Raw genomic sequence first — 12,210 nt, forward strand, 5'->3', positions numbered from 1 at the left:
CCTTCAGCCCTCGGCGTTGGGCCGGGTGGCGATCCGCCGATCGCTGACATCCCGGGAGGTGCCTTCCGGTCGGCCGCCGGATCCGTTCACCACGACATCCGGACGGTGCCGCCAGGTGCGGACGTTCCCGCCCGCCCAGCGGTCGAGCAGTTCGGCGTCGTGGCTGACGGCCAGCACTCCGGCCCCGGTGCGTTCGCGGTAGGCCTCGATTCTGGTGACCAGGTGGGCCTGGGTGGAGGCGTCGAGCATGGTGGTCATCTCGTCGCAGACGAGGTAGCGGGGTTCGAGCGCCAGGGCGCGGGCGACGCAGGCGCGTTGTAACTGGCCGTCGGACACCTCGTGCGGGCGGCGGGTGAACAGTTCGCCGGTCAGGCCCATCTCCTCGGCCAGCTCGTGGGCTCGGTCCAGGGGCCGGCGGGCGGCGCGCAGCGGTTCGGCGATCACGTCCAGGAGGGTGAAGCGCGGGTCCACGGCGAGCCGGGGCTGCTGGAAGATCAGGCCGATCGAGGTGCGTTGACGGGCGCGGTGCCGCCAGCGGCTGATCGGCTGTCCGTCCACCGTCAGGGTGCCGCCGGAGGGGCGTTGCAGCAGAGCCAGGACACGGGCCAGCGTGGACTTGCCGCACCCGCTGGGCCCCGCCAGGCCCAGCGTCTCCCCTGGCGCGACGGTCAGCGAGACGCCGTCCAGGACCTGGTGGCGGCCGTAGGAGACGGTGATGGCGGTGGCTTCAAGCATGGTGGCAGGCCACTTCGTTCAGGACGGGCTGCTCCTCGCACAGGGCCGTGGCGCGTGGGCAGCGGGGCTGGAAGGCGCAGCCGTCGGGAAGGCGCGTGAGCTCGGGGGGCTGGCCGGGGATCGGGGTGAAGGCGCGCGTGGGCAGCGCGTCCAGCAGACCTTGCGCGTACGGGTGACGGGGGCCGTCGAAGAAGGCGCGGGCCGAGGCGAGTTCGACGATGCGGCTGGCATACATGACAGCGATGTCGTCGGCCACCTGTTCGGCGGCGCGCAGGTCGTGGGTGATGAGCAGGACGGAGCGGCCCTCATCGCACAGCCGCCGCAGCTCGGCCATGGTGGCGTCGACCAGGGGCCGGTCCAGACCGGTGGTGGGCTCGTCGGCGAGCAGCAGCGGCGGGTCGCCGGCCAGGGCGAGCGCGTTGGCGACGCGCTGGGCCATCCCGCCGGACAGCTGGTGGGGGTAGCGGTCGAGGTCGGCGGGGCGCAGACCGGCGCGCCGGGCGAGCGCGTCGGGGGTGTCGGGGCGGCCCAGCTCGCGTAGCGTCTCGGCGAGCTGGGCGCGGGCGGTGCGGACGGGGGTGAGGTGGGCGGCGGGGCTCTGCGGGATGAGCCCGATGCGGCGCCCGCGTACCTGCCGAGCCAGGACCTGCTCGGGTGCGGTGATCAGATCGAGGTCGTCGAGCCAGGCGTGGCCGGTAACGGCGGCGTTGGCGGGCAGCAGGCCGAGCAGGGCGTGCGCCATCACGGACTTGCCGCAGCCCGACTCGCCGACCAGCGCCAGGCAGCGACCCTGGTCCAGGGTGAAGCGGGCGTCGGTGACGGCCTGGACGACGGCGCCGGGAAGCCGGAAGCGTACCGACAGCCCTTCGACGTGCAGCTTCACAGGGCGAGCTCCGATCGCCTGCGCGGGTTGGCGCGGTCACGCAGGTGCTGGGCCAGCGCGTGGATCGCCAGGGTGGGGGTCAGGATGAGCAGGCCGGGGAACAGGCTGGACCACCAGTCCCCCGCCAACAGGGACCGCTGCCCGTCGTTGATCATGTTGCCGAGCGAGGCCAGATGGGCGGGCAGGCCCAGGCCGAGGAAGCTGAGCGCGGTCTCGTGCCAGATGGCGTGCGGGACCATCAGCACGGTGGCCAGCAGCAGGTGGGGCGCCAGGTTGGGCAGGAAGTGCCGCCGGACGATCCGCAGCCGGGACGACCCGCCGGACACGGCGGCGTCGATGAACGGCCGGCCGCGCAGCGACAGCACCTCGGAGCGGACGATCCGGGCGGCAGTGGTCCAGTGGGTGACCCCCACCGACACGATCACCGCGATCGCGCTGGGCGCGAACAGCGCCACGATGAAGATGCCGAGCAGCAGGTGCGGCATCGAGTTGACGCCGTCCACCACGCGCATCAGCAGCCGGTCGAGCGGGCCGCCCGCGGCGCCCGCGGCGAGCCCGACCAGGCCGCCGATGGTCGCGCTGACCACCGCGGCGACCAGGCCGACCAGCAGCGAGACGCGCAGCCCGTAGATGGAGCGCAGCAGCACGTCCCTGCCGACCTCGTCGGTGCCGAACGGGTGGGCGAGCGAGGGCGGCAGGCCGGCCGCGCGCAGGTCCACCAGTTGCTGGTCCAGCCGGACGAGCAGGGGCACCAGCACGACGGCCAGCACCAGTATCGCCAGGGTGGCCAGGGCGAGGGAGCGGCGGCGGGCGGACCGTCGAGCGACCCGGCCGGTTTCGATCAACCTGGCCCGCCGCCACGTCCTGGGGCTGGAGTCCGGAGTCGCCTGCCGTGGCGTGGTGGCCATCAGCTCACCCCAAGCACGCGCACGCGCGGGTCGGCCACCGTGTAGGCGACGTCGGCCACCAGGTTGCCCAGCAGGACCGCCACCGTGGCCAGCAGGGTGAGCGCAGCCAGCAGCGGGAAGTCCACCGCCAGCGCCGCCTTGATCGTGGTCCCGGCCACTCCGGGCCAGGAGAACACCGCCTCCACCAGGATCGCTCCTGTCACGAGTTCCGGCACGCGTGCTCCCATGATGGTGATGAACGGCAGCAGTGCCGAGCGCAGCGCGTGCCGCAGCAGCACGGTCCGCTCGCGCAGCCCGCGCGCTCGGGCCCCGGTGACGAAGTCCTCGCGCAGCACGGCGATCACCGACTCGCGGACGAACAGCAGCAGCCACGACGACTGCGAGAAGGCCAGCACCGCCACCGGCAGCACCAGGTGCCGGGCCAGGTCGGGCATGGTGACGGCGGCCGAGTCGGCGTCGGTGAGGCCGCCTGCGGGCAGCCAGCCGAGCTTGACCGCGAACAGCCAGATTGCCAGCAGCCCGATCCAGAACACGGGCGCGGCCTCGTTCGCGAACGCGGTCCCGCTGATCAGCCGGTCCAGCCAGGAATCGCGCCGCCAGGCGGCCAGCGTCCCGACGGCCAGCCCGGCCGCCAGCATGAGCACGAGAGCACAGCCGACCACCAGCAGGGTCCAGCCGAGGCGTTCGCCGATCACCTGGGCCACCGGCAGCCGCAGCGACCGCGACTCCCCCAGGTCGCCGCGCACCAGGTGGCCCAGCCAGGTCGTGTACTGCTCGACGAGCGGCCGGTCCAGCCCCCAGTTGGCCCTGATCTCGGCCATGATGCGCGGGTCGGTGACCATCGCCCGCTCCCCCAGGTACTGCCGTACCGGGTCGAAGGGCGAGGCCTTGGCCAGCGCGAACATCGCGAACGTCACCGCCAGCAGCAGCGGCACCCCGAACGCCAGCCGCCAGGCCACGATCCTGAGCCAGGTCACGAGGCGGGCTTCCACTCAGGGACGGTGTTGAACAGGCCGCCGGTGGCGTGCTCGTGCGCCTCCACCCCGACGGTGATGCCCGACCAGTCCCCGCGGACGACGTAGGTGTGCTTGAGGTAGACCAGGTACACCCACACCTGGTCGTCGCTGACGCGCTGCTGGAAGGCGTCGTAGACCTTCTTGCGCGCGGCCGGATCGGTCGTCCGGCGGCCGGCGTCGAGGAGCTTGTCCACCTCGGGCACCTTGTAGCGGCCGGGGTTGAAGGAGCCCTGGCCGATGTAGGAGGAGTGGAACAGCTCGTAGTTGACGTAATCCGGGTCGTACGGGCTGCCCCAGCCCATGATCAGCGCGTCTTTGGCCATGCGCGGGTAGATGGCGTCCCAGTCCAGGCCGGCGAGCCGGACATCGATGCCGATCCGCTTGGCGTCCGAGGCGAAGGCCAGCGCGAGTTCCTTGCGCAGTGCGTCGCCCGCCGGGTACATGAGCGTGAAACGGGCGGGCGTGCCCTCCTTGGCGCGGATGCCGTCGCCGCCCACCTTCCATCCGGCCGACTCCAGGACTTCGGCGGCCTTGGTGCGATCCGGCGCGGATGAGCCGTCCACAGCCGCGTTGTGCCAGTCGGTGCCGGGCGCGACCGGCCCGTAGGCGGGGCTGCCGGCACCGGCCAGGATCGCCGAGACCATCGCGCCCCGGTCCACGGCCAGGTTCAGCGCCTCGCGGACGGCCAGATCGCCGGTCACCGGCTGCTCCAGCGGGAACATCACGCCCCGGTAGTCAGCGCTGGGCGCCTCGTACACCGTCACGCCGGGCTGGTTCCTGAACCGGCCCACCGCTTTGGGCGGCAGCTCGGTGGCGGTGAACTCGCCGGCCGCCATGCGGGTGGCGCGGGAGTTGTCGTCGGCGGTGTACGCCAGCACGAGCGTCTTGATCGCGGGCTTGGCGCCCCAGTAGCGGTCGTTGGCCTTCAGCGTGATCTTGTCGCCCTTGGCCCAGGAGGCGAACCTGTACGGTCCCGTTCCGACGGGGTCGCTCTTGAGGTCCGAGCCGTCCGGAACGATGCCGAGCGTGGCGCGCTGCAGGATCGCGGCGTAGGGGTACTTCAGCCGGAACACCACCGTGCGCGCGTCAGGCGCCTCCACCTTCTCGATCGCGGCGTAGTCGCCGCGGATCGGCGAGTTGCCGGCCGGATCGAGGAGCTTCGTGTACGTGTAGGCCACGTCGGCGCCGGTCAGCGGCTTGCCGTTGTGGAAGGTGACGCCCTGGCGGAGGGTGAAGGTCACTTGTGTGCCCTTGATCTGGGGTAACGCTTGCGCCAGGGCCGGTTGCAGCTTCAGGTCCGGGGTGCGGCGCACCAGCCCGTCGTACATCAGCGAGCCGCCGTCCGGCGCGTACCCGAGCACCGGGCTGAGCGTGTCCGGCTCAGAGCCCAGGCCGAGCACGACGGTGTCCTGCGCCCGCGCCGCCGTGGACTGTGTCGGTGTCGAGCAGGCGGTGAGTGTCAGGAGTGCCGCCCCGGCCAGTGCCGCCCATCCACGCTTCATGAAGCCCGACATTAAGGCGCATTGATCGCAGTTGCAACTATCTCGCAATAGAGGCTGAAGGCGTGCACCGCCTCGGCTTCACGTGATGCTATGACGCGAGCTTGCCCCGGCCGCGGGAGGCGTAGGTCGACATCGGGGTCCACCTGGCGGAAGTCTCTACATCCGGGGATGAAGTTCCTGGCACCCCCGGCAGTCACTTGAGCCTTGGCGAGGCGCGGGTTCCGGCACTGTTCGACTATGGGGATATCGCGGAACTCTCGCCGTGCCGATTCGGCTCCGCAGGTTGACGGGCGCGCGCGTGAGCCCTTGACGATGACCGCGGAGCGGAACCTTCCAACGCTCAGTCGCCCGCGGCGGCCGGGACTCGCCTCACTGGCTGTTCTGCTCATCCTGGGAGGAGCGCTGGGGACGACACTGCTGGTGATGCGCGCGGATGATCGGATCTCGGTCATCAGGGTCACGCAGCAGGTGGGGGCAGGTCGAACCTTTCCACTGGAGGCGATGGAGGAGGCTCTCGTCGCCGACCCCGGGGGCGAGTACGCGCCGTGGTCCGATCGCGACCGGATCAGCAAGAGGTACGCCAGGGTGACGGTGTTACCCGGCAGCCTTCTCACCAATGCCATGAGCGCCGGCACAGGGGAAGGGCTTGCCCCGGGGAAGGGTCGAGTCGGCCTGGCACTCAAGCCGGGACAGGTGCCCAATGAACTGCAGGCTGGTTATCGGGTCCAAGTCATCCACGTCCCTCGGGCGGGTTCCGAGCAGGGGGAGGCAGATCTTCTGTCGCCCAGCGCATTGGTCGACAGTGTGAGCACGCCGAGAATGAGCGGCTCGACCGTGATGGCGACGGTCATCGTTGACAGCGCCATCGCGCCGGAAGTAGCCGCCTACGCCTCCAGCGGCGAGATAGCCATCGTCGATCTTCCTGGAGAGCGCTGACTTCGCGGAGGGGCTCGTGTGCTGCGTGAAGTTACGGTTAGTAATTGACTGATAACTTTACGTATCACGGTAGGGGGTTTGTCATGCGGACGTCCCGCATCACGGCCGGAGTCGCGATCGCACTGCTCGGAGCGCCACACGTCGCTGCTCCCGCGTATGCCGACGGTCACTCCTGGACGTCCAGCTATGACGGCGCGGGCAGGGCGGTCGTCAGCTCCGACCGACAGCACATCACCGTCTGTGATCTTGACCAGCATGACGTGCTTCGATTCAAGGCCGAGTTCGCCACGGACAACCCCGTCGACCCTCGGGTCTACAAGCTGGTCGCGCCCAAGGGCGGGTGTTCGGAGGATCGCACCTACGTGAGCTGGATCAAGGTCTTCAAGTTGTGCCATGGTCGAGACGGCTTCGACGGCATCGTATGGGAAGACTGCTTCCCACCGATCTGGCCGCGACCATAAAGAGGTTCAGGGTGGGACATTTGGTGCTTGCCCACTCGCTCTAGCAGGAACGTTGGTCGTTCTCGGCGAGAGAGTCGACCACCACGCTCGAAGCGCGGGCACCATGCGCCGCCACAGTTCGCCGGACCGGCAGCCCAGCACCGCCGAGGAACTCCACGGCGGTGGTCCTCAAGCGCGGGCAGGTAGTTGGGTCTAGATGAGAGAAACCGCACCCAGCGCACTGAAAGCGGATCGGGCAGGCGTGCCTTCGTAGGGACTCACACCAAGGCGTAGATGATTCGGCAGAGCGGCTGCATGGTTTCCCGGCGTCGACCCTGCGGGCGTGAATGAACGCATCCCCTCCCATTGCAGCGACAGAAAGCAGTCAGACAAGCGCCGAATGTGACGGTCTCGGACCCCACTGATATTTCCGCCGCTCGCGTCATCCGCCAGACCAAGATCGATAGAGTGAGGTGGTGGTATAAGGGTTCAAGGTGGCGGCAATGTCCGGGACTAGGGAACGCGGCACTCACGTTCGTAGGAGGCCCCCGCGTTTCAAGCGGTGAGGTCGAGGAAGTGTCGGACCACAGGCACATGCCGGTACCCGGCAAGCTTGCCCCTCAGCTCCTCCAGGGTCGCCGTCGACCTGGCGGAGTCCACTCCGCCCAGGCAGCGAACCGCATGCTGAGCCGCCGCCACCGCCTGGTCCAAGTCTCGGAGCGAGAGATGGGCGTCCGCGGCGCGTGCCAGATAAATGGCGTGGGTGCGCGGATACTGGTCATCTCCTGCGTAGTTTGCTTCGATCGCCGCGTCGAAGCGGCGGATCGCTTCTCGGGGATCGCCGAGCTGGAGCGCGGACGATCCGGCGATCATCTCGATCTCGCCGAGGTCGACCCAGTACAGATAGGGCGGGTCGTCATCGTGTGGTCCTGCGGCGATGAGGTCGCGGGCCGCATTGAGGGCGTGTGCGCATGCTCGGCGGTCGCCGGCCTTGGAGTAGGAGCGTGCGACACGAGCGGCAAGCATCGCTCGAAAGCGCGGTGTCGCCTTCGATTTCGTTTGGACCTGGGCCGCCTCCACGCAAGCCACCGCGTCCCGGGGATCACCGGCGGTGTAGCACTGGATCGCGCGAAACGACATGGCATAGGCCCCGGTGAGCGGATCACCCGCGGTCGCCGATGCCCGCTGGGCGGCCTCGAAATAGCCTTCCGCTTGAGCGTGAAAGCCGTCGTCGAAGTGTACCCAGGCGCAGCAGCGCGCGGCTTCTGCGGCGGCAGCGAACAAGCGGCGACCAGTGGGCTCATCGAAGCGAGCCTCGTTGATCAGCCTGCTGATGAAGGCGAACTCGGTCATCGCCAGGTCGCGGAGCTGGGCGCTGCCCAGAGCGTCGTCCAGGCGGCGCAGGCGGTCGAGGCGGTCCTCTAAGTGCGTCACCATCTCGGAGGTGATGCGGCGCCGGCCGCTCGATGTAAGGCTGGTCAGCGCTGCCATGGCGTCCTGCCAGCCGGTGATCAAGGCCCCAAGAGCAGCCGACGACATGGTCAGGAACTTGCGTCGGTCCACTGAGCCTCCCCGCGCTAGATCAGTCAGCACTCCCACGGTAACTGTCTGATCCCCATAGCCGGGAGTCCCCTTTGTCCGGGTGCATGCCGTGGCCCCGTGCTGCTCTATGCGGCCGACACCCTCGGCAAGATGGGCCAAGCCAGCGCAGCCGTCGAGCAGTGCACCCGCCTGCACGCCATCACCAACCGCCTGCTCGGCCCCCACCATCCCGACACCCTGTCCACCCGTGTCTTCCAGGCACGCTGGCGCGGCGAGGCCGGTGATGTGGCCGAAGCGATCGCAGCCTTCACCGACCTAGTCCCCGACCAGGTGCGGGTGCTCGGCCCCGATCACCCCAACACCTTGACCACCCGTAGCTTCCTGGCGCACCTACAGGCCCAGGCCGGGGACCTGGCCGGGGCCATCGCCGCCTTTACTGAGCTGCTCGCCGACGAGATACGGGCGCTCGGCCCCGATTACCCCAACACCTTGATCACCCGCGGTCGCCTAGCCGACCTGCAGGGCCGGGCTGGGGATGTGGCCGGGGCCATCGCCGCCTTCACCGAGCTGCTCGCCGACCAGGTGCGGGTGCTCGGGCCTCATCATCTCGACACTTTGACCACCCGCAGCCTGCTGGCCAACCTGCGGGGCAAGGCCGGGGATGTGGCCGGGGCGGCCGCGGCCCTCACCGAGCTGCTCGCTGACGAGATGCGGGTACTCAGGCCCGATCATCCCAGCGTCTTGACCACCCGCAATGAGCTGGCGCGCTGGCGCGGCGAAGCAGGGGATGTCGTCGGCACTGCCGCCGCTGTCGCTGACCTGCTCACCGACTACATCCGGGTGCTGGGACCGGACCACCCCAAGACCCTGGCCACCCGCGGCATCCTGGCCTACTGGCGAGGCCGTGCCGGCGACGCGACTGGAGCGGCCGCCGCATACGAAGATCTACTCGCCGCCCAGATGCGAGCGCTTGGACCCGAGCACCCCAGCACCCTGGCCACCCGTGAAGACCTTGCTCACTGGAGAGCCGAGGCCGACCGAGCGGGCTCCTCCGACGGCTGAAACCTGATCCGCTGGCTGGCGTTCTGGTGATCATGTATGCGCCGCGGTGCGTTCTCCGGACCCGGAGTTGTGACACGCTATGCGACCCGTGGGCGGAACTCCGGGAGGGTTGCCGGCCCGTGCCCGACGCGGGGCGTCCCCAGCCCGTCCCGTCAAGCTGGAGACGCCCGAGCCGCACCTCAGCCGCTGAAGGGCCGTCCCGGAAACGGTGGTCTGGGACGTGACCACGAGCAGCCCGTACGTCGACCGGCCGACCCACCACCACGCGGGCAGGGTGCTGGACTGCAGCAGTCCGGCCGTGCAGGGTGGCCGATCGACACGACCACCTAGAGGACGTCCGGCGACATGGACCTGACCGGCTTCGTCGCAGATGAGGACGTGGATCTCCTCCAGGTTCTGGAGGAGATCCCGCCGCGCCTGGCCGACCCGGTTCGGGTTCAGCGGGCCTGGCCGGGCGGCTCCGGCATCTCGGTCCGCCGCGGCGCTGAAGCCTGCACGATCTGGATGGCCTCCTCCACCGACGCCGCCACCTGCAACGCGGCCCGCACGCCCGTCATGGTCAAGACCCGCTCCAGATGAGCCGGCAGAGGCGACAGCACCAGGGAGGCCTGCTGGTCACGGCTCTGGCGCAGCAGCATCACCAAGACGCCAATGCCTCTGGAATCGCAGAACGTCAGCCCGCCCAGGTCGAGCACCAGCCCGGCCGACCGCGTGGTCGCCCAGGCGTCCTTGAGCCGCCGGTGCAGCAGTCCGGCCGAGGCGTAATCGAGCTCCCCGACGGCGCGCGCGACGATGAAGTTCTCGTGCAGCCTGATCGAGACGGCGAGCCGCTCCTCAGCACTGGGGCCGGCGGGGTCGCTGCCGCCGTGGTCATCGCCGTTCATGGACCACCATCGTGCCGTATCCGCCCCCGGCGTGCGGACCGGCTGGCGTCGGGACGGTGCGTGGGCCCTGGCCTGATACCCAGTAGCCTGCGACCATGGCTGAGATCCTGAGACTGACGCCCGATGATGCGTTGGCGATGCTGCTGGAGGGGAACCAGCGATTCGTCGCCGGCGCGCCGGAGCACCCGAACCAAGATGCCGCCCGCCGCGCCGAGACCGCGCCGGCGCAGAGTCCCTTCGCGGTGCTGTTCGGCTGCTCCGATTCCCGGCTGGCCGCCGAGATCATCTTCGATCGGGGACTGGGTGATCTGTTCGTGGTCCGCACGGCCGGGCATGTGGCCGGCACCGAGGTGCTGGGCAGCATCGAGTTCGGGGTGAGCGTGCTGGGTTGCCCGCTGGTCGTGGTCTTGGGCCATGAGTCGTGCGGGGCCATCGCGGCGGCCTGCGCCGCCGCCGACGGAGGCAGCACCCCGGCCGGTTTTGTCCGTGACGTCGTCGAGCGGGTGATGCCGAGCGTGCTGGCGGCCCGCGCCGCCGGACATGATGAGGCCGAGCAGATCCTGCATGAGCACATCCGGCACAGCGCCGGCCTGCTGCTGGAGCGCTCTCGCGTGCTGGCCGAGCGGGTCGCCGATGGCCGCCTGGCGGTGGTGGGCCTGTCATACCGGCTGGCCGACGGCACTGCGCAGCTGGTCGCCGCGCATGGCCTGAGCGGGGCTGCGGTCTAGATACGCGTCTGGGGGCGGCCCCGGATTGCCTGGGCGAGCAGGGCACGGCACGTGCTCGAACAGGGAGGGCTGGGCCTGAATGGGTGGTGGCGCTGCCGGCCGCTCTACCTCGCGGGGGGCACCGGAGCGTCATTGATCATCGTCGGTCGCTGTGCGCGGAACGCGGCGGCAAACAGCAGAGGAAGGATGACGAGGGTGACGGTCAGACCTGGTGACATCGACAGCGCGGCCATCGACAGGGCGGTCGGGGTGCTGCACGGCGGAGGTCTCGTGGCCTTCCCGACCGAGACCGTCTATGGGCTGGGTGCCAACGCTGCCGATGGAGCCGCCGTCGCACGCGTCTTTCAGGCTAAGGGGCGTCCGCCCTCCCACCCGCTGATCGTCCACCTCGCCGGAGCGGAGCAGCTGGGCGACTGGGTGGCGCACGTGCCTGCCCACGCTCGGCTGCTGGCCGAACGCTTCTGGCCGGGGCCGTTGACGCTGGTGCTGCGGCGCGGCGGCCGGGTGTCCCTGGAGACGACCGGCGGCCTGGAGACGGTGGCCGTGCGCGTGCCCGCCCATCCTGTCGCGCTCGCGCTGCTGTCGGCCTTCGGCGGCGGCATCGCGGCCCCGTCAGCCAACCGCTTCGGCTCGGTCAGCCCCACCACGGCCGGTCACGTCCGCGCCGAGCTCGATGGCGCCGTCGATGTCGTGCTGGACGGCGGCCCGTGCTCAGTGGGTGTCGAGTCGACGATCGTCGACGCCACGGGCGAGGCACTGAGCATCCTGCGGCCGGGCGGAGTGACGCGCGAAGACCTCGAAGCGGCGCTGGGGCGCCCGCTCGCGGTCCCCGCGACGAGCCACATACGGGTGCCCGGTCAGCATCCCTCGCACTACGCGCCGCGGGCCCGGGTCGTCCTGGTCGAGCCCGACAAGGTGATCGCCGAAGCGGAACGCGCGCAGGGATCGGGGCATCAGGTGGGCGTCCTGCTTCCTCCCGCCTTCGCCGACGCAGAGGTGAAAGCGCACGCCGTGGTGGAGCTGCCCGCGTCGATGCCCGCCTACGCACGCGAGCTGTACGCCTTCCTGCGCGAACTCGACCAGCGAGGCTGCGATCTCATCGTCGCGTCCCCGCCGGCGGAGCGGGGGCTGGGAGCCGCGATCGCCAACCGGCTGCGCCGGGCCGCAGGACCTCGGCCCGCCATGTGATCGACACGGGCGCCGCCCCTGTATGACAGTGACTGGCCGGGCAGACGTGGACGGCCCCTGGCCCATCAGCCGGGCTCCCGGCGCGAGGCCGTTATGCACGATGTCTGCTTGACGTCAAGACAGCAGGAGCGTGCACGACACCTGTTGCACACGCTATCGTCGCTCCGACCGCTTCTGACCTGCGTGAAGTCGAACCGCACGCTCGCGGCGCCCTGGAGAAACGTCGGCGACGACGCCGGCGGCGAGGCGATCTTGACCGACTAGCTCGCCGTTCCCGCGGCTGCTGGTCGAGCATGGAGCAGCTCGCGCTCACCCACGACCAGGTGCTCGCCGGCCTCCCTGCGCCCGGCGCGCGATGGGGACGCCTGTCCCGTTCCGCACGATTT

At 70.1% G+C, this 12,210-nt stretch carries 12 protein-coding genes; 5 read left to right on the top strand and 7 right to left on the bottom strand.

The window, feature by feature from the left end:
- Positions 1-3: 3 nt before the first annotated feature.
- The 5 genes from HD595_RS00575 to HD595_RS00595 are packed head-to-tail and all read right to left on the bottom strand — an operon-like array spanning position 4 to position 5,044.
- Positions 4-735, bottom strand: coding sequence for an ABC transporter ATP-binding protein (locus HD595_RS00575; RefSeq protein ID WP_253764971.1), 732 nt, complete (start codon positions 733-735; stop codon positions 4-6).
- On the bottom strand, positions 728-1,618 hold the full coding sequence (locus tag HD595_RS00580) for an ABC transporter ATP-binding protein (protein WP_253764972.1): 891 nt from the start codon (positions 1,616-1,618) through the stop codon (positions 728-730). Before HD595_RS00580 ends, HD595_RS00575 begins: the two co-directional genes overlap by 8 nt.
- The gene (locus tag HD595_RS00585; RefSeq protein ID WP_253764973.1) at positions 1,615-2,526 is read right to left on the bottom strand and encodes an ABC transporter permease; all 912 of its coding nucleotides are present in this window, start codon (positions 2,524-2,526) and stop codon (positions 1,615-1,617) included. Before HD595_RS00585 ends, HD595_RS00580 begins: the two co-directional genes overlap by 4 nt.
- Entirely contained in the window at positions 2,526-3,518 is a 993-nt protein-coding gene (locus tag HD595_RS46535) for an ABC transporter permease (RefSeq protein WP_253764974.1), read from the bottom strand. Before HD595_RS46535 ends, HD595_RS00585 begins: the two co-directional genes overlap by 1 nt.
- Complete coding sequence (locus HD595_RS00595) at positions 3,500-5,044, bottom strand: ABC transporter substrate-binding protein (protein WP_253764975.1); 1,545 nt, start codon at positions 5,042-5,044, stop codon at positions 3,500-3,502. Before HD595_RS00595 ends, HD595_RS46535 begins: the two co-directional genes overlap by 19 nt.
- A gap of 312 nt (positions 5,045-5,356) precedes the next feature.
- Between HD595_RS00595 and HD595_RS00600 the strand changes: the two genes are divergently transcribed.
- Together HD595_RS00600 and HD595_RS00605 are read left to right on the top strand one after the other, a co-directional pair.
- Positions 5,357-5,980 carry a hypothetical protein gene (locus tag HD595_RS00600; protein WP_253764976.1) on the top strand — a complete coding sequence of 208 codons (624 nt, stop codon included), beginning with the start codon at positions 5,357-5,359 and terminating at the stop codon, positions 5,978-5,980.
- Positions 5,981-6,063: 83 nt separating this feature from the next.
- The gene (locus HD595_RS00605) at positions 6,064-6,441 is read left to right on the top strand and encodes a hypothetical protein (RefSeq protein ID WP_253764977.1); all 378 of its coding nucleotides are present in this window, start codon (positions 6,064-6,066) and stop codon (positions 6,439-6,441) included.
- Positions 6,442-6,975: 534 nt separating this feature from the next.
- Here HD595_RS00605 and HD595_RS00610 read toward each other — a convergent pair.
- Entirely contained in the window at positions 6,976-7,983 is a 1,008-nt protein-coding gene (locus HD595_RS00610) for an NsdA family TPR-like regulatory protein (RefSeq protein ID WP_253764978.1), read from the bottom strand.
- Between the two features lie 96 nt (positions 7,984-8,079).
- Between HD595_RS00610 and HD595_RS00615 the strand changes: the two genes are divergently transcribed.
- Positions 8,080-9,024 carry a tetratricopeptide repeat protein gene (locus HD595_RS00615; protein WP_253764979.1) on the top strand — a complete coding sequence of 315 codons (945 nt, stop codon included), beginning with the start codon at positions 8,080-8,082 and terminating at the stop codon, positions 9,022-9,024.
- Positions 9,025-9,461: 437 nt separating this feature from the next.
- Here the strand turns inward: HD595_RS00615 and HD595_RS00620 are convergent, their stop codons facing one another.
- Positions 9,462-9,908: an STAS domain-containing protein gene (locus HD595_RS00620; RefSeq protein ID WP_253764980.1), complete on the bottom strand. Its 447-nt coding sequence runs from the start codon at positions 9,906-9,908 to the stop codon at positions 9,462-9,464.
- 95 nt (positions 9,909-10,003) lie between these two features.
- Here HD595_RS00620 and HD595_RS00625 point away from each other — a divergent pair, with 95 nt between their 5' ends.
- Together HD595_RS00625 and HD595_RS00630 are read left to right on the top strand one after the other, a co-directional pair.
- Positions 10,004-10,636: a carbonic anhydrase gene (locus HD595_RS00625; RefSeq protein ID WP_253764981.1), complete on the top strand. Its 633-nt coding sequence runs from the start codon at positions 10,004-10,006 to the stop codon at positions 10,634-10,636.
- A gap of 195 nt (positions 10,637-10,831) precedes the next feature.
- Positions 10,832-11,824 carry an L-threonylcarbamoyladenylate synthase gene (locus tag HD595_RS00630; protein WP_253764982.1) on the top strand — a complete coding sequence of 331 codons (993 nt, stop codon included), beginning with the start codon at positions 10,832-10,834 and terminating at the stop codon, positions 11,822-11,824.
- Positions 11,825-12,210 lie beyond the last annotated feature (386 nt).

Source organism: Nonomuraea roseoviolacea subsp. carminata (assembly GCF_024172185.1).
GTDB classification, from domain to species: Bacteria; Actinomycetota; Actinomycetes; order Streptosporangiales; family Streptosporangiaceae; genus Nonomuraea; species Nonomuraea roseoviolacea.